A 20661-nucleotide genomic window follows, 5' to 3' on the forward strand; every position below is an offset into this window, starting at 1 on the left:
CGGCCGGGCTCTTGACACCGCGGACGGGGCGGATACCTCCGGAAGCATGGAACATTTTCTGCTGTCCGGTGCCCCTGAGGGCTTTGATGCGAAGCTGGTCGCGAAGGAGCTGTCCCGCGGCCGTCCGGTGATCCATGTCGCCCGCGACGATCGCCGGCTCGAGGCGATGCGCGCCGCGCTGGCCTTCTTCGCGCCCGAGGCGGTGGTGCTGTCCTTCCCGGCGTGGGACTGCCTGCCCTACGACCGGGTCTCGCCCAACCCCGAGATTTCGGCCGCGCGGATGGCGACGCTTGCCGCGCTCGCCGCGGGCGTGCCTGGGCCCTTCGTGCTGCTGACGACGCTCAACGCCGCGATGCAGCGCGTGCCCGCCCGCGATCTCGTCGCCGCCTCGAGCTTCACCGCCCGCGTCGGCGGCCCGGTGCGCGAGGAAAAGCTGCGCGCCTTCCTCGTGCGGATGGGCTTCTCGCCGGTTTCCACCGTGTCCGAGCCCGGCGATTACGCGGTGCGCGGCGGCATCATCGACATCTATCCGCCGGGCGAGGCGGGGCCGGTGCGGCTCGACCTCTTCGGCGACGTGCTCGACGGCGCGCGCCGCTTCGATCCGGTCAGCCAGCGCACCACCGAGAAGCTGAAGGCGGTCGAGCTTGCCCCGGTGAGCGAGGTGATCCTCGACGAGCCCTCGATCACCCGCTTCCGGCAGAACTACCGCGTCGAGTTCGGCGCGGGCGGCACGGACGATCCGCTCTACGAGGCGGTCTCGGCCGGGCGCAAGCACGCCGGCATGGAGCATTGGCTCGGCTTCTTCCACGAGCGGCTCGAAACCCTCTTCGACTATCTGCCCGAGGCGAGCGTGATGCTCGACGACCAGATCGAGCCTGCCCGGATCTCGCGGTGGGAAGGGATCGCCGATCAATACGACACCCGGCGCGAGGCGATGACCCGGCGCGACCGGGTCGACACCGTCTACAAGCCGGCGGCGCCGGGGCTCCTCTATCTCGACGAACCGACTTGGAAGGCGGTCCTGGCGGCGCATCGGGTGCTGCAATTGCAGGTGCTGCCGGCGCCGCCCGGCCCCGGCATCCTGAACGCCGGCGCCCGCATCGGTCGCAATTTCTCGCCCGAGCGCCAGCTTGAAAACGTCAGCCTTTTCGGCGCCTTGAAGGGGCATATCGAGAACCGGCTGCACCTTGGCCCGGTGGTTCTGGCCAGCTGGTCCGAAGGCGCGCGCGAGCGTCTGAAGGGGCTTCTGGAGGACGAGGGGCTGGGCGGCGCGAAGCTCATCCGCGACGCGCGCGAGATCTCGGGGCTTGGCCTTGCGGTCTGGACGCTCGACGCGGGCTTCGAGGCCGAGGGGCTGACCGTGATCTCCGAGCAGGACGTGCTCGGCGACCGGCTCGTCAGCCGGCCGAAGAAGAAACGCAAGGCCGAGAACTTCCTGACCGAGGCGCAAAGCCTGACGCCGGGCGATCTTGTCGTGCATGTCGATCACGGCGTCGGCCGCTACAAGGGGCTCGAGACCGTCACCGCGCTTGGCGCGCCGCTTGATTGCGTGCTTTTGGAATACGCGGGCGGCGACCGGCTTTACGTGCCCGTCACCAACATCGAACTGCTCAGCCGATACGGCCACGAGGACGGGCTTCTCGACAAGCTCGGCGGTGGCGCCTGGCAGGCGAAGAAGGCCCGGCTGAAGGAACGCATCCGGCAGATCGCCGACCGGTTGATGCGGATCGCGGCGGAGCGGCTCTTGCGCCACGCGCCGATCCTCGAGGCGCCGCATCACGAATGGGAGGCCTTCGCCGCGCGCTTCCCCTATAGCGAGACCGAGGATCAGCTGAGCGCCATCGACGACGTGGTCGAAGACCTGAAATCGGGCCGGCCGATGGACCGGCTGGTGGTCGGCGATGTGGGCTTTGGCAAGACCGAGGTGGCGATGCGCGCGGCCTTCATCGCCGCCGCCTCGGGCGTGCAGGTGGCGGTGATCGCGCCGACGACGCTGCTTGCCCGCCAGCATTACAAGACCTTCGCCGAACGCTTCCGCGGCACCGCACTCGAGGTCCGTCCGCTCAGCCGTTTCGTCTCGGCGAAAGAGGCGGCGAAGACCCGCGAGGGGTTGGCCGACGGCACCGTCGACATCGTCATCGGCACCCATGCGGTGCTTGCGAAGGCGGTGAGGTTCCGCAACCTCGGCCTGCTGGTGATCGACGAGGAGCAGCATTTCGGCGTCAACCACAAGGAACGCCTGAAGGAGATGCGCTCGGAAATCCATGTGCTGACGCTCACCGCAACGCCCATTCCGCGCACGCTGCAGCTCAGCCTGACCGGCGTGCGCGATCTGAGCGTGATCGGCACGCCGCCGGTCGACCGTCTGGCGATCCGCACCTATGTCAGCGAGTTCGACGCGGTCACCGTGCGCGAGGCGCTGCTGCGCGAACGCTTCCGCGGCGGGCAGAGCTTCTACGTCGTGCCGCGCATCACCGACCTGCCCGAGATCGAGGCCTTCCTGCGCGAACATGTCCCCGAGGTCAGCTTCATCACCGCACATGGGCAGATGGCTGCGGGCGAGCTCGACGAGCGGATGAACGCCTTCTACGACGGCAAGTATGACGTGCTACTGGCGACGACGATCGTCGAGAGCGGGCTCGACATCCCGACCGCGAACACGATGATCGTGCACCGCGCCGACATGTTCGGTCTGGCCCAGCTTTACCAGATCCGCGGCCGGGTCGGGCGCTCGAAGCTGCGCGCCTATTGCTACCTGACGACGAAGCCGCGCCTGCCGCTGACGCCGCAGGCCACGAAACGGCTGCGGCTGCTCGGCTCGCTCGACAATCTCGGCGCGGGGTTCAACCTCGCCTCGCAGGACCTCGACCTGCGCGGCGCCGGCAACCTTCTGGGCGAGGAGCAGTCGGGCCATATCAAGGAAGTCGGCTACGAGCTCTATCAGGCGATGCTCGAGGAGACGATCGCGCGGCTGAAATCGGGCGAGCTGACCGAGGCGGAGGGCGACGGCGAATGGTCGCCGCAGCTCAACCTCGGCGTGCCGGTGATGATCCCGGAAAGCTTCATCCCCGATCTCGACGTGCGGCTCGGCCTGTACCGCCGGCTGTCCGGGCTGACCACGAAGGTCGAGCTCGAGGGCTTTGCCGCCGAGCTGATCGACCGCTTCGGTGAGCTTCCGCGCGAGGTGAACACGCTGCTCCTGGTGGTGCGGATCAAGGCGATGGCGAAACGCGCCTTCATCGCCAAGATGGACGCGGGGCCGAAGGGCGCGACGGTGCAGTTCCACCTCGACAAGTTCCCGAACCCCGCGGGCCTCGTCGAATTCCTGCAAGCGCAGAAGGGCACGGCGAAGATCAGCGGCAACAAGGTGGTGCTGCAACGCGACTGGAGCTCGGATGCCGAGCGGATCAAGGGCGCCTTCGCCATCGCCAAGGAACTGGCCGAAAAGGTGATCGAGGCAAAGAAGGCCGCAAAGGCCTGACCCCCGCAAGGCCGGGGCGCACCCGCGGTCTTGCCCCAGGCGCCCCCCCGGGATCTGCCGGCGCTCGGGACGCCCCGGCTTCCAATTGCCTCAAATATCCCGGGGGGTGAGGCCGCAGGCCGAGGGGGGCAGCGCCCCCCTTTCTTTTTCCACCCGCAGACAAAGAAAAACGGCCCCCGAGGGGGCCGCTTCCTGTCACGCTCTCGCGCGGATCATTCCCACTCGATCGTGCCCGGGGGCTTCGAGGTGATGTCATAGGTCACGCGGTTGATGCCCTTCACCTCGTTGATGATCCGCGTCGCGGTCTCGCCGAGGAAGTCGTGGCTGAAGGGGTAGTAATCCGCCGTCATGCCGTCGACCGAGGTCACCGCGCGCAGCGCGCAGGCATAGTCATAGGTGCGCCCGTCGCCCATCACGCCGACGGTACGGACGGGCAGGATCGCCACGAAAGCCTGCCAGATCTCGTCATAGAGCCCGTGCTTGCGGATCTGGTCGATATAGACCGCATCCGCCTCGCGCAGGATGGCGAGTTTCTCGCGGGTGATCTCGCCGGGACAGCGGATCGCCAGACCCGGGCCCGGGAAGGGGTGACGGCCGATGAACTTCTCGGGCAGGCCGAGTTCGCGGCCAAGGGCGCGGACCTCGTCCTTGAACAGCTCGCGCAGCGGCTCGACCAGTTTCAGCCCCATCTTCTCGGGCAGACCGCCGACGTTGTGGTGCGACTTGATCGTCACCGAGGGACCGCCCGAGAACGACACGCTCTCGATCACGTCGGGATAGAGCGTGCCCTGGGCCAGGAACTCGGCGCCGTCGATCTGGTTCGCGTAGTTCTGGAACACGTCGATGAAGAGCTTGCCGATGGTTTTGCGCTTCACTTCCGGGTCCGACACGCCCTCGAGCGCGCCGAGGAAGAGATCGCTCTCGTCCGCCGCGATCAGCCGCATGTTGTAATGGTCGCGGAACATCGTGACGACTTCCTCGGCCTCGCCCTTGCGCAGCAGGCCGTGGTCGACGAAGACGCAGGTCAGGTTGTCGCCGATCGCCTCGTGGATCAGCACCGCCGCGACCGAGCTGTCGACGCCGCCCGAGAGGCCGCAGATCACCTTCTTGTCGCCGACCTGTTCGCGGATCTTCTCGATCGCCTGTTCGCGATAGCCCGCCATCGTCCAGTCGCCGGTGAAGCCCGCGAGACGGACGAAGTTCTCGTAGAGCTTCGCGCCCTTCGGAGTGTGGTGCACCTCGGGGTGGAACTGCACGGCGTAGAAGTGGCGTTCGGGATCGGCGGTGATCGCAAAGGGAGCGCCGGGCGAGGTGCCATAGACCTCGAAGCCCGGGGCGATGCGGCTGACATGGTCGCCGTGGCTCATCCAGACCTGCTCGCGCCCGTCCTGGAACCAGCCCTCGAGCAGCGGCAGCGCGCGCTCGGTCGGGGTGACATAGGCGCGGCCGAACTCGGCGGTGCCATGGCCGGATTCGACGAGGCCGCCAAGCTCCTGCATCATCACCTGCTGGCCGTAGCAGATCCCGAGGATCGGCACGCCGAGGGTGAAGGCCGATTTCGGCGGACGCGGAGAGCCCTCGCGGGTGACGCTGTCCGGGCCACCCGAGAAGATGATTGCCTGAGGGGCGAAATCGGTCAGGAAGGCATCGGTGACCTTCTGATAGGGATGGATTTCGCAATAGACGTTGAGCTCGCGCAGGCGGCGCGCAATCAGCTGCGTGACCTGGGAGCCGAAGTCGATGATGAGGAGGCGCTGATGCTGGGTCATGTGCGGGGAATAGGGGGGGATTTCGCCAAAAGCAAGAGCGCGGGGGCGCCGCCCCCGCACCCCCGAGGTATTTGTGGCAAGATGAATGGAAGGGGGGCGTGGCGTGCCGCGTTCCGGGCCGCGAAAAGGGGCCCGGAGGCCCCTTTCGTCATTTCTCGGGAAGCAGGCCGCGCGGGCTGAAGCGCAGCACGAGGAGCAGGATCAGCCCCATCATCACCAGCCGCATATGCGGTGCCGAATCGACGAGATGCTGTTTCAGCGCCCCGTCCGCGAGTGTCGCGGTGACGACGTGCATGATCTGCGGGCCCCAGACCTCGGCCTTGATCCAGACGAACCAGATCAGCATCCCGCCGAGCACCGAGCCCCAGTTGTTGCCGGACCCGCCGACGATCACCATCACCCAGATCAGGAAGGTATAGCGCAGCGGGTTGTAGGAGGACGGCGTCATCTGCCCGTCGAGCGAGATCATCATCGCACCGGCGAGCCCGATCACCGCGCAGCCGAGAATGAAGATCTGCAAATGGCGGCCGGTGACGTTCTTGCCCATGGCCTCGGCGGCAACCTCGTTGTCGCGGATGGCGCGCATCATCCGGCCCCAGGGCGAGTTCAGCGCCAGCTGCAGCGCCCAGATCAGCACCAGCAGCACCGCGGCGAACAGGGTGCCGTAGAGCAGCTTGACGGAGATCGTCGAGGCCGTGACCGGGTCGAGGCCGAAGGCCGCGGCGCGACCGAGGAAGCCCGGGTCGGCCTGCAGGTCAACCTCGTAGGGCACGGGCCAGGGGCGCGGGATGCCGGTCACGTTCAGCACGCCGCGGTCGAGCCATTCCTCGTTCTTCAGCACCGCGACGATGATCTCGCCGATGCCGAGGGTGGCGACGGCGAGATAATCCGAGCGCAGGCCGAGCGCGGTCTTGCCGACCACCCAGGCGGCGCCGGCGGCGAGCAGCGCGCCCAGAGGCCAGGAGAGCAGCGTCGGCAGGCCGAGCCCGCCCAGATAGCCCGCGGAGGCCGGGTTGATCGCCTGGATCGCGGCGACGGCCGGGTCGAAGACGGCGCGGTAAAGGAAGAAGCCCGCGATCAGCACGGCGAGGATCGCCAGCCCCTTCATCCGCGTCAGATGCCGGTTCAGCCAGACCGCAGCCATGATCGTGACGAGCGCGATCGCGAAGGCGATCAGGATGCCCCAGCCGCCGGCCGAGAAGGCGCCGGGCGTCGGCTTCATCGACACCAGCACCGGGCCGAGCCCGCCGAGCGCGATGAAACCGACGACGCCGGTGTTGAAGAGCCCGGCATAGCCCCATTGCATGTTCACGCCGAGCGCGAGGATCGCCGAGATCAGCCCCATGTTGACGATCACCAGCGCGCCGTTCCAGCCGGTGGTGGCCGCCTCGATCGCGATCAGCGCGGCCATCGCGGCGAAAAGCAGCGGTGCGCGCAGCTTGCCGCCCCGGGCGGCGCCAGGTTGACGGGTGCTCATACCGATTTCCCCTTGAAAAGGCCGGTGGGCTTGAACAGCAACACGATGATCAGGATCGTGAAGCTGACGGCGAACTTGTATTCGGTCGACAGGAGCTGAAGCAGGCTGTCGGGTTGGAAGCCGGGGATCAGATACATTGCGACCTTCTTCCAGGCATAGGTCACCGCCACCTCGGAATAGGCGATGATGAAGCCGCCGGCGATGGCGCCGAGCGGATTGCCGAGGCCCCCGACGATGGCCGCCGCAAAGACCGGCAGCAGCAGCTGGAAGTAGTTGAAGGCCTTGAAGCTTTTATCAAGGCCGTAGAGCGTGCCGGCGATCGTGGCGAGGGCCGCGGCGATGATCCAGGTCATCGCGACGACGCGGCTCGGGTTGATGCCCGACAGAAGCGCCAGATCCTCGTTGTCGGAGAAGGCGCGCATCGACTTGCCGGTGCGGGTCTTCGCGAGGAACCAGAACAGCGCCGCCACGACGATGGCCGCGGTGATCACGGTGATCGCCTGGGTCGAGCGGATCGCAAGCGGCTCGGCGAGGCCGGTGGCCTTCTTGAATTCCTGCGCCGAGATCAGGAAGCGCGCGCCATCGGCGAACTTGATCTCGTCGACCCCGATCAAGAGGCGGGTGAGGCCGTTCATCAGGAACATCACGCCGACCGAGACCATGGTCAGCACCACTGGCGCGGCACGCACCTTGCGGTAATAGGAATAGACGATCTTGTCGGTGCCGAGCACCAGAAGCGCCGTCGCGGCGATGCCGAAGGGCAGGGCGATCAGCGCCGTCGGCAGCGGGCCGAAGCCGATGCCCGCCGATTGCAGCGCCCAGGTGATGAGGATGGTGATCGCGGTGCCGAAGGCCATGGTGTCGCCGTGGGCGAAGTTCGAGAACCGCAGGATGCCGTAGATCAGCGTCACGCCAAGCGCGCCAAGCGCCAGCTGCGCGCCATAGGCGGTGGCGGGCACGACGACATAGTTCAGGATCGCGACCAGCGCGTTGAGGATATCCATCTCAGCCCCCCAGGAACGTGCGGCGGACCTCGGGGTCGGCCATCAGGGCGGCGCCCGTGTCGGTGTAGCGGTTCGCGCCCTGGACAAGCACATAGCCCATGTCCGCGATTTCAAGCGCCTGGCGGGCGTTCTGCTCGACCATCAGGATCGAGATGCCGGTGCGGGCAACCTCGATGATGCGGTCGAAGAGCTCGTCCATGACAATGGGCGAGACGCCGGCCGTGGGCTCGTCGAGCATCAGCAGTTTCGGCTTCGTCATCAGCGCGCGACCGACAGCGACCTGCTGGCGCTGACCGCCCGAAAGCTCGCCGGCGTTCTGGAAGCGTTTCTCGCGCAGGATCGGGAAGAGGTCATAGACCTGTTCCATCGTGTCGCGGAAATCGTCGGTGCGGATGAAGGCGCCCATCTCGAGGTTTTCCTCGACCGACATCGTCGGGAAGACGTTGTTCACCTGCGGCACGAAGCCCATGCCCTTGCGCACGCGCTCCTGCGGCGACAGCGCGGTGATGTCGTCGCCATCGAGCGTCACCTTGCCCGCGCGCAGCCGCAGCATGCCGAAGACCGCCTTCATCGCGGTCGACTTGCCGGCGCCGTTCGGGCCGACGATCACCGCGATCTGGCCCTTTTCGACCTTGAGCGTGCAATCGTGCAGGATATCGGCGGCACCATAGCCGCCGGTCATGCTGGAAGCGTCGAGAAAGCTCATGCGACACCTCCGGGACATCCCATGACACCTTGTTTTATCATGAAAAATCCGATCATTGCGCGGCTCCCGTCTTGACCTTGTTCTTGAGCCCGCGCCCGAGATAGGCCTCGATCACCGCCTCGTTCTGCATGATGGTGTCGGGGGCGCCTTCGGCCAGAACCTTGCCCTCGGCCATCACGATCACCGGGTCGCAGAGCCGGCCGATGAAATCCATGTCGTGCTCGATCACGCAGAAGGTATAGCCGCGTTCCTTGTTCAGCCGCACGATGGCGTCGCCGATGGTGTTCAGCAGCGTGCGGTTCACACCGGCGCCGACCTCGTCGAGAAACACGATCTTCGCCTCGACCATCATCGTGCGACCAAGCTCCAGAAGTTTCTTCTGGCCGCCCGAAAGGTTTCCGGCGCGCTCGTCCTTCAGATGAGAGATCGTCAGGAAATCAAGAACCTCGTCGGCCTTCTTCAGAAGTGCCGCCTCTTCCTCGGCGATCCGGCCACGCTGGAACCAGGCGTTCCAAAGCGTCTCGCCGGTCTGACCGCCCGGAACCATCATCAGGTTCTCGCGCACCGTCATCGTCGGGAATTCATGCGCGATCTGGAAGGTGCGCAGCAGCCCCTTGTGGAACAACTCGTGCGGCGGCAGGCCGGTGATGTCCTCGCCATCCATCGTCACGGTGCCGGAGGTGGGCTTGTGCACCCCGGCGATGACGTTGAACAGCGTGGATTTTCCCGCCCCGTTCGGGCCGATCAGCCCGGTGATGGAGCCCGTCGCGATCTCTAGCGAAGCGCCATCGACGGCATGGAAGCCGCCGAAATGCTTGTGCAGGTTCTCGACCCGTATCATGCAGTCCCCTGTGACCTTCACTCTTTGCGTGAAGAATGCCGTTTTCGGCCTTGTTTCAAAAGGAACAGCCCGGATTGCTCCGGGCCGCCCCCAGGTTCTCCGTGCCGCCTCAGCGGTATTTCACGGTCTCGATCTTGCCGTCCTTGATGGCGATCTCGCGGAAGGTGCCCGCGGATTCACCCGCACCGATCAGCTCGACCGAGGTGGCGCCGACATAGTCGATGTCCTTGCCTTCGGCCAGCAGTTCAAGGCCCTTCGCCAGTTCGCCGGGCATGATCTTCTCGCCCGGAGCGTTGGCGACGTCCATGATCTTGTCCTTGTAGACCTTCGGATCGGTCGACTTCGCCGCCTGCATCGCCAGCAGCATCAGCGCCGCCGCGTCATAGGCCTCGGCCGAGTAGATGCTCGAGCCGTCGAAGCCCGCGGTCTTGGCGAGGGAGACGAACATGTCCTTGCCCTCGCCTTCCGATGCCGGCATCTGGCCGAAGGAGCCGTCGAGCTCGGTGCCGAAGTTCTTCTCGAGCGTCGCCGCGACCATGCCGTCGGGCAGCACGAAGGTCGAGAAGGCACCGGTGTCGAGCGCGCCACGCAGGATGCCCGAACCGCCCTGGTCGACATAGCCCGCCACCACGAGCGCATCGCCACCCGCAGCCGCCAGTGCGCCGACCTCGGCCGAATAGTCGGCCTTGCCGTCTTCATGCGCGGCAACGATGGTCACCGTGCCGCCCTTGGCCTTGAACGCCTCGGCGAAGCTGTCGGCCAAGCCCTTGCCGTAGTCGTTGTTGGTATAGGTCACCGCCACGGACTTGATGCCGTGTTCCATGATGATGTCGGTCATCACTTCGCCCTGACGCGCGTCCGAGGGCGAGGTGCGGAAGAACAGGCCGTTGTCGTCGATCGTCGAGAGCGCGGGCGAGGTCGCCGAGGGCGAGATCATCACCACGCCGTTCGGCACGGCGACGTTGGTCAGCGAGGCGATGGTCTCGCCCGAGCACATGCCGCCGACGATGCCCTTCACGCCCTCCGAGGTCACCATCCGCTCGACGGTCGCGGTGGCCGCAGCGGCGTCGACGCAGGTGGAATCGCCGCGCACCGGGGTGACGGTGTCACCGCCCAGAAGCTTGCCCGAATCCGAGACTTCCTTCATCGCCAGTTCGGCGCCGGAGGCGATCGGCGGCGCGATCGATTCCAGCGGCCCGGTGAAGCCCATCGAGATCCCCATCTTGATGTCCTCGGCGAAGGCGCCGCCCGCGCACAGCGCGACGGCAGCCGTCGCCAGAAGCAGCTTCTTCATCTGTTCACTCCCCTGTTGGAACATGATTGCGGAAACGTTAGTCCCGCCTTTGGCAAAAGAAAATAGGGCAGCCCGCGACGGATTGGCCGAAAATAGACCATCTGGGCAAGAAATGGGCGCTTTGACGCAACGGCGCGGCGCATCGCCGGCGCGGCTCAGAACTTTTCTTCCGGAAAGTCGATTCCCGTCAGGTCGCACTCGTCAGCATCAAGCTCGATCACGCTGGTCGCCGACGGCACGCCCGAGGCGCCGCGTTCGCGATAGGGGGTGGTCTGATACTGCGCACGGTAGCATTTCGAGAAATGCGAGGGCGAGGTGAAACCGCAGGCCAGCGCCACGTTGATCACGCTCATCTCGGTCTGCATCAACAGGTTGCGCGCCTTCTGCAGGCGGATTTCCATGTAATAGCGCTTTGGCGAGCGGCTCAGGTAGCGGCTGAACAGACGCTCGAGCTGGCGCGTCGACATGCCGACCTCGGCCGCAAGGCGCGCCGGGCTGATCGGCTCCTCGATGTTCATCTCCATCCGCGCGATCACCTGCGCAAGCTTCGGGTGGCGCACGCCGATCCGGGTCGGGATCGACAGCCGCTGGCTGTCGCGGTCGGTGCGGATCGAGTTGTAGATCAGCTGGTCGGCGACGGTATTGGCCAGCGCCTCGCCATGGTCGAGCGCGATCATCTTCAGCATCAGATCGACCGAGGCGGTGCCGCCCGCCGTCGTCAGCCGGTTGCCATCGATCACGAAGACCGCCTTCGACAGCGTCACCTCCTCGAAATCCTCGGCGAAGCTGTCCTGATTCTCCCAGTGGATGGTGGCGCGCCGGCCGTCGAGCAGCCCGGCCTTCGCCACCGCCCAGGCCCCGGTGCACAGGCCGCCCACCGCCGCGCCGCGCCGCGCCTCGCGCCGCAGCCAGGCGAGGATCGGCTTCGTCGTCGCCTCGGCCACGTCGATGCCGCCGCACACCATCACCGTGTCGTCGCGGGTGACCTCGCCCAGCCCCATGTCGGCGCGGATCACCGTGCCGTTCGAGCAGGTCACGTCGCCACCGTCCTCGGAGGCGAGCTTCCAGTCATAGAGCTTCTCGCCGGAAACCTGGTTCGCAAGCCGCAAGGGCTCGATTGCACTGGCAAAAGCCATCAGTGTGAAGCGGTCGAGCAGCAGGAAGATGAAGCGCCGCGTGCGCCCACCGGTGGCCAGGCGCAGGATGCCGTGCGAGGGGGCCGGTCGGGAATGGGTGCGGGGTGTCGTGGAGGGGATGCGCATTTGCGACGGGGACCTTGTCGTTTCATGCCCAGAAAGCAGGGAACGGGGCGTCTCGCAAGAGGGCATCGGAGCCCGTCCTCATGTCCGTCCACGCGACAGTCATTTTCGCGCGCGCCTGCGGAAAAACCGGTTTGTTCTCGCTAACGCCTGCCTTATAACCGCGCAACCTGTGAAAGTCCTGGAGGAGAAGATGGTCAAGGGGTGGACGAAGTCCGGCTGGCGCGCGAAACCGCGGGTGCAGATGCCCGACTATCCCGACATGGCTGCGCTTGGCGCGGTCGAGGCGCAGCTCGCCAAGATGCCGCCGCTCGTCTTCGCCGGCGAGGCGCGCCGGCTGAAGGCAGATCTGGCGAAGGCCGCGCGGGGCGAGGCGTTCCTGCTGCAGGGCGGGGACTGCGCCGAGAGCTTTGCTGAATTCTCCGCCGACAACATCCGCGACACCTTCAAGGTGATGCTGCAGATGGCGATCGTGCTGACCTGGGGCGCGAAAGTGCCGGTGATCAAGGTCGGGCGCATGGCCGGGCAGTTCGCCAAGCCGCGTTCGGCCGCGACCGAGACGATCGGCGGCGTCGAGCTGCCGAGCTATCGCGGCGACATCATCAACGGCTTCGACTTCACCGCCGCGGCCCGTGTGCCCGATCCCTTCCGGATGCTGCAGGCCTATACCCAGGCCGCGGCCTCGCTGAACCTGCTGCGCGCCTTCTCGACCGGCGGCTATGCCGACATCCATCGGGTGCAGAGCTGGATTGCCGGCTTCACCGACGAGGACGAGGCGGCGCGCTATCGCGAGGTGGCCGAGCGCATCGGCGATGCGATGGACTTCATGACCGCGGCCGGGGTGACCTCGGACACCGCGCATGAGCTCGCGAAGGTCGATTTCTACACCTCGCACGAGGCGCTGCTGCTGGAATACGAAGAGGCGCTGTGCCGTGTCGACAGCACCACCGGCATTCCGCTGGCGGGTTCGGGTCACATGATCTGGATCGGCGACCGCACCCGTCAGCCCGACGGCGCGCATGTCGAGTTCTGCTGCGGCGTGCAGAACCCGATCGGGCTGAAATGCGGCCCCTCGACCACGGCCGACGATCTGAAGGTGCTGATGGCGAAGCTGAACCCGGAGAACGAGCCCGGGCGGCTGACGCTGATCGCGCGCTTTGGCGCGGGCAAGGTCGGCGAGCATCTGCCGCGGCTGATCCGTGCGGTGCAGGCCGAGGGCGCGAATGTGCTGTGGTCGTGCGACCCGATGCACGGCAACACGATCAAGGCGGCCTCGGGCTACAAGACCCGGCCCTTCGAGTCGGTGCTGCGCGAGGTGCGCGAGTTCTTCGGCGTGCACAAGGCCGAGGGCACGATCCCGGGCGGCGTGCATTTCGAGATGACCGGCCGCGACGTGACCGAATGCACCGGCGGCGTGCGCGCGGTGTCGGACGAGGATCTGTCGAGCCGCTATCACACCGCCTGCGACCCGCGGCTCAACGCCTCGCAGGCGCTGGAACTCGCCTTCCTCGTCGCCGAGGAGCTGCAGGACCGGCGCGCGCTGCGCAAGGCCTCTGGCCTCTGAGCAGGGCGGCGGCAGACGGGCACAAGGACCGCGGCCCGGAGCATCGCTCCGGGCCGTTCCCGTCATATCCTGCGGCATCGGTCTCAGGCGTTGCTGATGACGTGGAACATCGCGCGACGCTCTTCCGGCGTGCAGTCGGAAAGCGGGCGGGTGGCCAGGGGCGTGTCGAACTCGGGCAGGGCGGGCCGGCGGTTGCCGAAGACCGGGGCATCAAGGCCAATCTCCTCGGGACGGACCGGCAGCGGAAGGGGGCCGGGCGTCGGCGCGCCGGCGATCACCGGCTCGACATGGGCCGCGATCACATCGAAGCGGCGCGGCGGGCGGCCGAAACCGTCGCCCTCGGCAACGAGGCAGCCAAGCGCACGGGTGATGTCGCCGAGGTCGGATTTCATCGGCAGGATCAGCAGCCGCGCATCGAGCCGGGGCCGGCCGGGGCCGCCGTCCGAGACGAGCCGCAGGTCGGCGATCGCCGGACCGCCGAAGACCGCCTCCAGCGCCTCGGTGACATGCTTGCGGCCCTGCGGTGTGAACAGGGCAGTGAGCGGCATGCCCCGCACCTCCATCCCCATCAGCTCGTTCAGGTGCATGCCGGCAAGCCGGAACCGGCCGATGCCCGGCGCCACGCGCTCGAGGATGAAGGCGTATTCGAGGGCGCGCTCGATGCCGCGCGGATCGACGTCGGCGCGCGTGGGCACCAGCCGGCCACGGCGCAGCGCCTCCCAATAGGCGCGCAGTTCCGAGGCAATCTGCATGCCGAGCCCCGCCTGCGCCCCGAAGTGGATCACCTTGTCGTCGATATCACGGTCCATCGCATCACCCGTTCCTGCGGCACAGGCGTTCCGCCTCCGCCGCCATCCATTGCAATGCCTCGTGCATTCTGCGGTTATGGGCTTTCGAATGGCCCCGGAGGCGAAATCCTTACCAAAACCTTAATACGCCAGTTCCGGGCAAAAAGGGGAAAGAAAGTGTTAAATGGTTAACATCGCATCCGGCCCGCGCACGATCTCGATGACCGGCTTTGCCGCGCGGCAGGGCGGCGGGCTCGGCCATGACTGGGCCTGGGAGATCCGCTCGGTCAATGGCAAGGGCTTTGATTTGCGCCCGCGTCTGCCCGATGTCGAGGGACTCGAGGCGGCGGTGCGGGCGGCGGTCGCCGCGGTGGCGGCGCGCGGCAACATCTCGCTGACGCTGCGGCTGTCGCGCAGCGAGGGGGCCGAGGGGCTGCGCCTGTCGGACGCGGGGTTGCAGGCGGCGCTCGCGGCGCTCGCCCGGGTCGAGGCGGCGGCGGGCGAGCGGGGGCTTGCCCTGGCACCGACGCGGGCGGCGGACATTCTGTCGCTGCGCGGGGTGATCGAGCAGGGCGCACCCGAGATCGCCGATCCGGTGGCGCTGCGCGCGGCGCTGCTCGCCGATCTGGCGCCGCTGCTCGAGGACTTCGCCGCGATGCGCGCGGCCGAGGGCGCGCAGATCGGCGCGGTGATTGCGGCCCAGATCGACCGCATTGCCGCACTGACCGAGGCCGCGGCCGAGGCCGCCGAGGCGCGCCGGCCCGAGACCGCGGCGGCGCTGCAGGCGGCGCTGGCCCGCGTGCTCGACACCGCCCCCGGGGCCGATCCGCAGCGGGTGGCGCAGGAACTGGCGATGCTGGCGGTGAAGGCCGATGTCACCGAGGAAATCGACCGGCTGCGCGCCCATGTCGCCGCCGCCCGCGCGCTTCTGGCCGAGGCAGGCCCGGTCGGCCGCAAGCTCGACTTCCTCACCCAGGAATTCGTGCGCGAGTCGAACACGCTGTGCTCGAAGTCGGGCTCGACCGCGCTCACTGCGATCGGGCTTGACCTCAAGGCCGTCATCGACCAGATGCGCGAGCAGATCCAGAACGTGGAGTGAGCCATGACCCAGCCCCGGCGCGGCCTTCTGATTATCCTCTCCTCGCCCTCGGGCGCGGGGAAATCGACGCTGGCGAAGCGGTTGATGGCCTGGGACCCGACGCTGACATTCTCGGTCTCGGCCACGACGCGCGCCCCGCGCCCGGGCGAGACCGACGGCGTCGAGTATTATTTCCGCACCAAGCACGACTTCGAGGCGATGGTCGCGAATGGCGAGATGCTCGAACATGCCGAGGTCTTCGGCAATTTCTACGGCACGCCGAAGACCCCGGTCGAGGCGGCGATGAAGGCCGGGCGCGACACGCTCTTCGACGTCGACTGGCAGGGCGGGCAGCAGATCCGCCGCTCGAGTCTCGGCAAGGAGGTGATCTCGATCTTCATCCTGCCGCCCTCGATCGCCGAGCTGGAAAAGCGGCTGCGCACGCGGGCGCAGGACAGCGACGAGGTGATCGCGGCCCGGATGGCGAAAAGCCGCGATGAAATCAGCCACTGGGCGGAATATGATTATGTGATCGTGAATCACGACGCCGATCAGGCCGAGAGGGAGCTGCGCGAAATTCTCGCCGCCGAGCGCGCGCGGGCGGACCGGCAGCCCTGGCTGAACGACTTCGTGCGCGAGCTGAACAGGGAGTTTGAAGCGCGATGATCTATGAACTCGACGGCATTCGGCCGGAACTGGGGCAGGGTGCCTGGGTCGCCCCGGACGCGAACCTGATCGGCAAGGTGGTGCTGGAGGACGAGGCCTCGGTCTGGTTCGGCTGCACCCTGCGCGGCGACAACGAGGAGATCCGCGTCGGCCACGGTTCGAACGTTCAGGAGAACGTCGTGTGTCACACCGACATCGGCTATCCGCTGGTGATCGGGCCCGATTGCACCATTGGCCACAAGGCGATGTTGCATGGCTGTGTCATTGGCGCGGGCAGTCTGATCGGCATGGGCGCGACGGTGCTCAACGGCGCGAAGATCGGCCGAGGCTGCCTCATTGGCGCCGGCGCGCTGATCACCGAGGGCAAGGAGATCCCGGATTTCAGCCTGGTGATGGGCGCCCCGGGCAAGGTGATGCGGCAGCTTGACGACGCGGCGCAGGAAAAGCTGCTGAAATCCGCCGCGCATTACCGCGCCAATGCCGCGCGCTATGCGAAGGGCCTGCGCGCCCTCGGCTGAGCTCAGCCCAGTTTGGGCGGCAGTTCGAGAATGTCGAAATCGCCTCCGTGCCAGATCTGCCGCACCTCGGCGAGGATCAGCCGCGGGTTCGGTAGCGGTGCGCTATAGGCCCGCAGCGCGCCGCGATAGCCGAGCGCCTCGAGCTGGCGCGCGAGGTCGAGGATGTCGTGCTCGGGGCAGAGGAGCGGCGAGATCACCACATCTGGCACGGTCCGCGCGAGCAACGCCGCATCGACCGCGGCGAGCGGCACGATGGTGATCGTGACCCCCGACACCCCGCGCAGCGCGAGCGGCAGCGATTGCGACGGTTCCACCACCAGGATGCGTCGTCCCGACGGAGGCGAATCGGGTCCGTCCCCGGAATGGGGGCGGCCGGCGGAAGGGCCCTTCGAAGAAGGCATCGTCACGTTCCGTCACACCGCGCCGCCCGGCACCGGGCGCGCTGGAAAATGGATTAGCAGACGAAGGCTTTGCCCCGGGATGCTTCGCCTGCAAGCAGAGAATGACGCATGGTTTACTCCCGCGCGTTTTTGGTCAAGGTTTCGGCGCGCAGAAGGAGCGAAACATGTCCGATTTTTTGACAGCCTCTCTGGTCGACGCCCTGCCGCTTCCGATTTTGCTGGTTAATCGGGCGGAGAGGATCGTTTCGGCCAATCCCGCGGCCCGCCTGCTCTTCGGTCGCGACATCGAGGGGCGCGCTTTCGTCACCGTGCTGCGCCAGCCCGCGCTTGGTCAGGCGCTCGAGGAGGCGTTGCAGGATGACCGCCCCGGCCGGGTGCGGCTGCGGATCTCCTCGAACGGGCGCGAGATGGTGGCGATGGCGACGGTCTCGCCGCTGCCGCCGGGCGAGGAGATCGGCTTGGCCGAGGGCGGCGCGGTGGTGGCGATCGAGGATGTCACCGCGCTTGAGGAGGCCGAGGTGATGCGGCGCGATTTCGTCGCCAATGTCAGCCACGAGCTGCGCACGCCGCTCACCGCGCTGATGGGCTTCGTCGAGACCCTGCGCGGCGCGGCCAAGGACGACCCGGTGGCGCGCGACCGCTTCCTCGCGATCATGGAGCGCGAGGCAGGGCGGATGAACCGGCTGGTGGGCGACCTGCTGTCGCTGAGCCGGGTCGAGGCCGAGGAGCGGCGCCGCCCGACCGCGGATGTCGATATCTCGGCGGTGCTGAAAGGGGCAAAGCAGACCTTGCAGCCCTTGGCCGAGGCGCGCGGCGTCGCATTAATCCGCGAGGGCGAGGAAGGCGTGATGCGGGTGAAGGGCGACCCCGACCAGCTCACCCAGATCTTCGCCAACCTGATCGAGAATGCGATCAAATACGGTGGTTCGGGTGGCGAGGTGCGGATCAATGTCGCCCGCATCGCGCATGAGCCGGTGCTGCGCGGCCCGGCGCTGCGCGTCGAGGTGAGCGACAAGGGCGAGGGCATCGAGTCGATCCACCTGCCGCGCCTGACCGAAAGGTTCTACCGCGTCGACACCCACCGCTCGCGCGAACAGGGCGGCACCGGCCTTGGTCTCGCGATCGTGAAGCACATCGTCGCTCGCCATCGCGGCCGGCTGAAGATCGAAAGCGAGAAGGGCAAGGGCAGCCGGTTCAGCGTGATCCTGCCGGCAAGCTGAACACCGGCGCGACGGGCAAATTCCGGCCCAACCCCACGCCCTGCCATGAAGTCTTTACGATCCTCTGGTCGAGTGCCGCAGAAACGGGCAAAGCCGAAACCGCCGGGCCACAGGTGGCGACAGCCTTTCTGTGCGGCTTGACGGCGTGCCGCCCGCATCCCATCAAGGGGTTAACAACGTGCGCGAAAGGTGTGATCGTGAAAGATGTTATCGCCCCCTCCGTCGAAACCCTGCGGGAAGAGATCCTGCGGCATCTGATCTATTCGATGGGAAAGGACGCGGGGCACGCCTCGGTCTACGACTGGCGCATGGCGCTGAGCTTCGCGATCCGTGACCGGATCGTCGAACCGTGGTTCGCCGCCACGAAGCAGACCTGGGAACAGGGCCACAAGCGGGTCTACTACCTGTCGATGGAATTCCTGATCGGCCGCATGCTCGAGGATGCGGCGATCAACCTCGGCATGCGCGCGGCCTGCCGCGAGGCGATCGAGAGCCTTGGCCAGGACTGGCGCGCGGTGGTCGAGGACGAGCCCGACGCGGCGCTTGGCAACGGCGGGCTGGGCCGTCTGGCGGCGTGCTACATGGAAAGCATGGCGACGCTCGGCTGCCCGGGCTATGGCTATGGCATCCGCTACGAGCACGGGCTGTTCCGTCAGCGCTTCGAGGGCGGGCAGCAGGTCGAAACCCCCGAGGACTGGCTCAAGCAGCGCCACCCGTGGGAGTTCGAACGCCCCGAGGCGGCCTATGAGATCGGCTTCAAGGGCGGCGTCGAGACCCGCAACGGCAAGACCGTCTGGGTGCCGGCCGAGACGGTGATCGCCGAGGCCTTCGACATGCCGGTGATCGGCTGGCAGGGCAAATGGGCGAACACGCTGCGGCTGTGGTCGGCGAAACCCACGACGCTCTTCGACCTCGCGCGCTTCAACCACGGCGATTACACCGCCGCGGCCGAGCCCGAGACGCTCGCCCGCACGCTCAGCCGGGTGCTTTATCCGGACGATACCACCTATCAGGGCAAGGAGCTGCGGCTGAAGCAGGAGTATTTCCTGACCGGCGCGGCGCTGCATGACATCATCCGCCGGCATCTGGCGGGCGGCTTCAAGCTGGCCGATCTGGCGAAACATGTGGCGATCCAGATGAACGACACCCACCCGGCAATTGCCGGGCCGGAGCTGGTGCGGATCCTGACCGATCTTTACGACATGCCCTTCGACGATGCGATCGCGACGGCGATCGAGTGTCTGGGCTATACGAACCACACGCTCCTGCCCGAGGCGCTCGAACGCTGGGCGACCTATCTGATGGGCTCGGTGCTGCCGCGCCACATGCAGATCATCGAGCAGATCGACGCCTGGCACCTGCGCACAAACCCCTCGCGGCCGCATTACGTCGGCATCGTGAAGCATCACGAGGTGCGGATGGGCGAGCTCGCTTTCGTCACCGCGCACAAGGTGAACGGCGTCTCGGCGCTGCACACCGAACTGGTGAAGCAGAACCTCTTCCCCGAGCTGCACAAGCTGCACCCCGACCGGATCGTCAACGAGACCAATGGCGTCACCCCGCGGCGCTGGCTGCGGATGGCGAACCCGGCGCTGTCGCATCTGATCAGCGACACCATCGGCGAGGGTTGGGAAGCCGATCTTGACCGCCTGCGCGAGCTGGAACTCTCGATCGAGGACAAGGGCTTCCGCGACGCCTTTGCGGCGGCGAAACGGGTCAACAAGGAAGCGCTGTCGAACTGGATCGGGCAGACCCAGGGGGTGAAGATCGACCCCGATGCGCTCTTCGACGTGCAGATCAAGCGCATCCACGAATACAAGCGCCAGCTGCTGAACGTCCTGCAGACGATCGCGCAATGGCACGAGATCCGCAACGACCCGACCGCCGACTGGCAGCCGCGGGTCAAGATCTTTGGCGGCAAGGCCGCGCCCGGTTATCAGGCGGCGAAGGAAATCATCCGCCTGATCAATGACGTGGCGGCCGTGGTGAATAACGACCCCTATGTCGACGGCCGGCTGAAGATCATCTATCCGCCGAATTACAACGTCTCGATGGCGGAACGGCTGATCCCCGCCTCGGACCTCTCCGAGCAGATCTCGACCGCGGGCAAGGAAGCCTCGGGCACCGGCAACATGAAATTCGCGCTGAACGGCGCGCTGACCATCGGCACGCTCGACGGCGCGAACGTCGAGATCCGCGAGCAGGTCGGGCCGGAGAATTTCTTCCTGTTCGGTCTGACCGCGCAGGAGGTGATGAAGCACCGCGAGGACCCCGAGCATGCCCGCCATGCCATCCTCGAGAGCCAGACGCTGCAGGACGTCTTGCAGATGATCGCCGAGGGCCGTTTCAGCCCCGACGAGCCGACCCGCTATCACGGCCTCGTCCACAATATGTGGCACTCTGACTATTTCCTTGTGGCCTCGGATTTCGAGGCCTACCGTGAATCTCAGGCCGAGGTCGACAAGACCTTTGCCGAGCCGGATAAATGGTGGCGCATGGCGGCTATGAACACCGCGCGCATGGGTTTCTTCTCCTCTGACCGAGCCATTCGTGGTTACATGACCGATATCTGGGGGACTGAGTCCGCCCTCTGAG

16 protein-coding genes are annotated in these 20661 nt (G+C 66.8%); 7 read left to right on the forward strand and 9 right to left on the reverse strand.

Annotation, left to right across the window (positions count from 1 at the left end):
* The first annotated feature begins 46 nt into the window (after positions 1-46).
* Complete coding sequence (gene mfd, locus EOW65_RS02100) at positions 47-3481, forward strand: transcription-repair coupling factor (protein ID WP_128147354.1); 3435 nt, start codon at positions 47-49, stop codon at positions 3479-3481.
* A gap of 212 nt (positions 3482-3693) precedes the next feature.
* Here the strand turns inward: mfd and guaA are convergent, their stop codons facing one another.
* The 7 genes from guaA to EOW65_RS02135 form a co-directional block, all read right to left on the reverse strand.
* Positions 3694-5250 (reverse strand): glutamine-hydrolyzing GMP synthase, encoded by a 1557-nt coding sequence (guaA, locus tag EOW65_RS02105; protein ID WP_128147355.1) that lies wholly within the window; start codon positions 5248-5250, stop codon positions 3694-3696.
* Positions 5251-5398: 148 nt separating this feature from the next.
* Positions 5399-6727 (reverse strand): branched-chain amino acid ABC transporter permease, encoded by a 1329-nt coding sequence (locus EOW65_RS02110; RefSeq protein WP_128147356.1) that lies wholly within the window; start codon positions 6725-6727, stop codon positions 5399-5401.
* A complete protein-coding gene (locus EOW65_RS02115) occupies positions 6724-7731 on the reverse strand; it encodes a branched-chain amino acid ABC transporter permease (protein ID WP_128147357.1) in 1008 nt (335 codons plus the stop codon). The genes EOW65_RS02110 and EOW65_RS02115 overlap by 4 nt, the downstream gene beginning before the upstream one ends.
* 1 nt (position 7732) lies before the next feature.
* Positions 7733-8437 (reverse strand): ABC transporter ATP-binding protein, encoded by a 705-nt coding sequence (locus EOW65_RS02120; protein ID WP_128147358.1) that lies wholly within the window; start codon positions 8435-8437, stop codon positions 7733-7735.
* Positions 8438-8489: 52 nt separating this feature from the next.
* Positions 8490-9278 carry an ABC transporter ATP-binding protein gene (locus EOW65_RS02125; protein WP_128147359.1) on the reverse strand — a complete coding sequence of 263 codons (789 nt, stop codon included), beginning with the start codon at positions 9276-9278 and terminating at the stop codon, positions 8490-8492.
* 109 nt (positions 9279-9387) lie between these two features.
* The gene (locus EOW65_RS02130) at positions 9388-10572 is read right to left on the reverse strand and encodes an ABC transporter substrate-binding protein (protein ID WP_128147360.1); all 1185 of its coding nucleotides are present in this window, start codon (positions 10570-10572) and stop codon (positions 9388-9390) included.
* A 155-nt stretch (positions 10573-10727) separates the two neighbouring features.
* Positions 10728-11834: a GlxA family transcriptional regulator gene (locus EOW65_RS02135; RefSeq protein ID WP_128147361.1), complete on the reverse strand. Its 1107-nt coding sequence runs from the start codon at positions 11832-11834 to the stop codon at positions 10728-10730.
* A gap of 190 nt (positions 11835-12024) precedes the next feature.
* Between EOW65_RS02135 and EOW65_RS02140 the strand changes: the two genes are divergently transcribed.
* The gene (locus EOW65_RS02140) at positions 12025-13395 is read left to right on the forward strand and encodes a class II 3-deoxy-7-phosphoheptulonate synthase (RefSeq protein WP_128147362.1); all 1371 of its coding nucleotides are present in this window, start codon (positions 12025-12027) and stop codon (positions 13393-13395) included.
* Between the two features lie 83 nt (positions 13396-13478).
* Here EOW65_RS02140 and EOW65_RS02145 read toward each other — a convergent pair whose 3' ends face one another.
* Positions 13479-14204, reverse strand: a complete 726-nt coding sequence (locus EOW65_RS02145; protein WP_128147363.1) for a PAS domain-containing protein — start codon at positions 14202-14204, stop codon at positions 13479-13481.
* A 163-nt stretch (positions 14205-14367) separates the two neighbouring features.
* Here EOW65_RS02145 and EOW65_RS02150 point away from each other — a divergent pair, with 163 nt between their 5' ends.
* From EOW65_RS02150 to EOW65_RS02160, 3 genes are read left to right on the forward strand one after another with little or no spacing between them, the layout of a single operon-like run.
* Positions 14368-15282, forward strand: a complete 915-nt coding sequence (locus EOW65_RS02150) for a YicC/YloC family endoribonuclease (RefSeq protein ID WP_240664450.1) — start codon at positions 14368-14370, stop codon at positions 15280-15282.
* A gap of 3 nt (positions 15283-15285) precedes the next feature.
* Complete coding sequence (gmk, locus tag EOW65_RS02155) at positions 15286-15927, forward strand: guanylate kinase (protein WP_128147364.1); 642 nt, start codon at positions 15286-15288, stop codon at positions 15925-15927.
* Positions 15924-16445, forward strand: coding sequence for a gamma carbonic anhydrase family protein (locus EOW65_RS02160; RefSeq protein ID WP_128147365.1), 522 nt, complete (start codon positions 15924-15926; stop codon positions 16443-16445). Before gmk ends, EOW65_RS02160 begins: the two co-directional genes overlap by 4 nt.
* 2 nt (positions 16446-16447) lie before the next feature.
* Here EOW65_RS02160 and EOW65_RS02165 read toward each other — a convergent pair whose 3' ends face one another.
* Positions 16448-16762, reverse strand: a complete 315-nt coding sequence (locus tag EOW65_RS02165; protein WP_128147366.1) for a hypothetical protein — start codon at positions 16760-16762, stop codon at positions 16448-16450.
* 248 nt (positions 16763-17010) lie between these two features.
* Between EOW65_RS02165 and EOW65_RS02170 the strand changes: the two genes are divergently transcribed.
* Together EOW65_RS02170 and EOW65_RS02175 are read left to right on the forward strand one after the other, a co-directional pair.
* On the forward strand, positions 17011-18066 hold the full coding sequence (locus tag EOW65_RS02170) for a sensor histidine kinase (protein ID WP_128147367.1): 1056 nt from the start codon (positions 17011-17013) through the stop codon (positions 18064-18066).
* Between the two features lie 191 nt (positions 18067-18257).
* Positions 18258-20660 (forward strand): glycogen/starch/alpha-glucan phosphorylase, encoded by a 2403-nt coding sequence (locus EOW65_RS02175; protein ID WP_276319587.1) that lies wholly within the window; start codon positions 18258-18260, stop codon positions 20658-20660.
* The last annotated feature ends 1 nt before the right edge of the window (position 20661 follow it).

Source organism: Paenirhodobacter ferrireducens (assembly GCF_004022265.1).
In the GTDB taxonomy this organism is placed as follows: Bacteria; Pseudomonadota; Alphaproteobacteria; order Rhodobacterales; family Rhodobacteraceae; genus Rhodobacter; species Rhodobacter ferrireducens.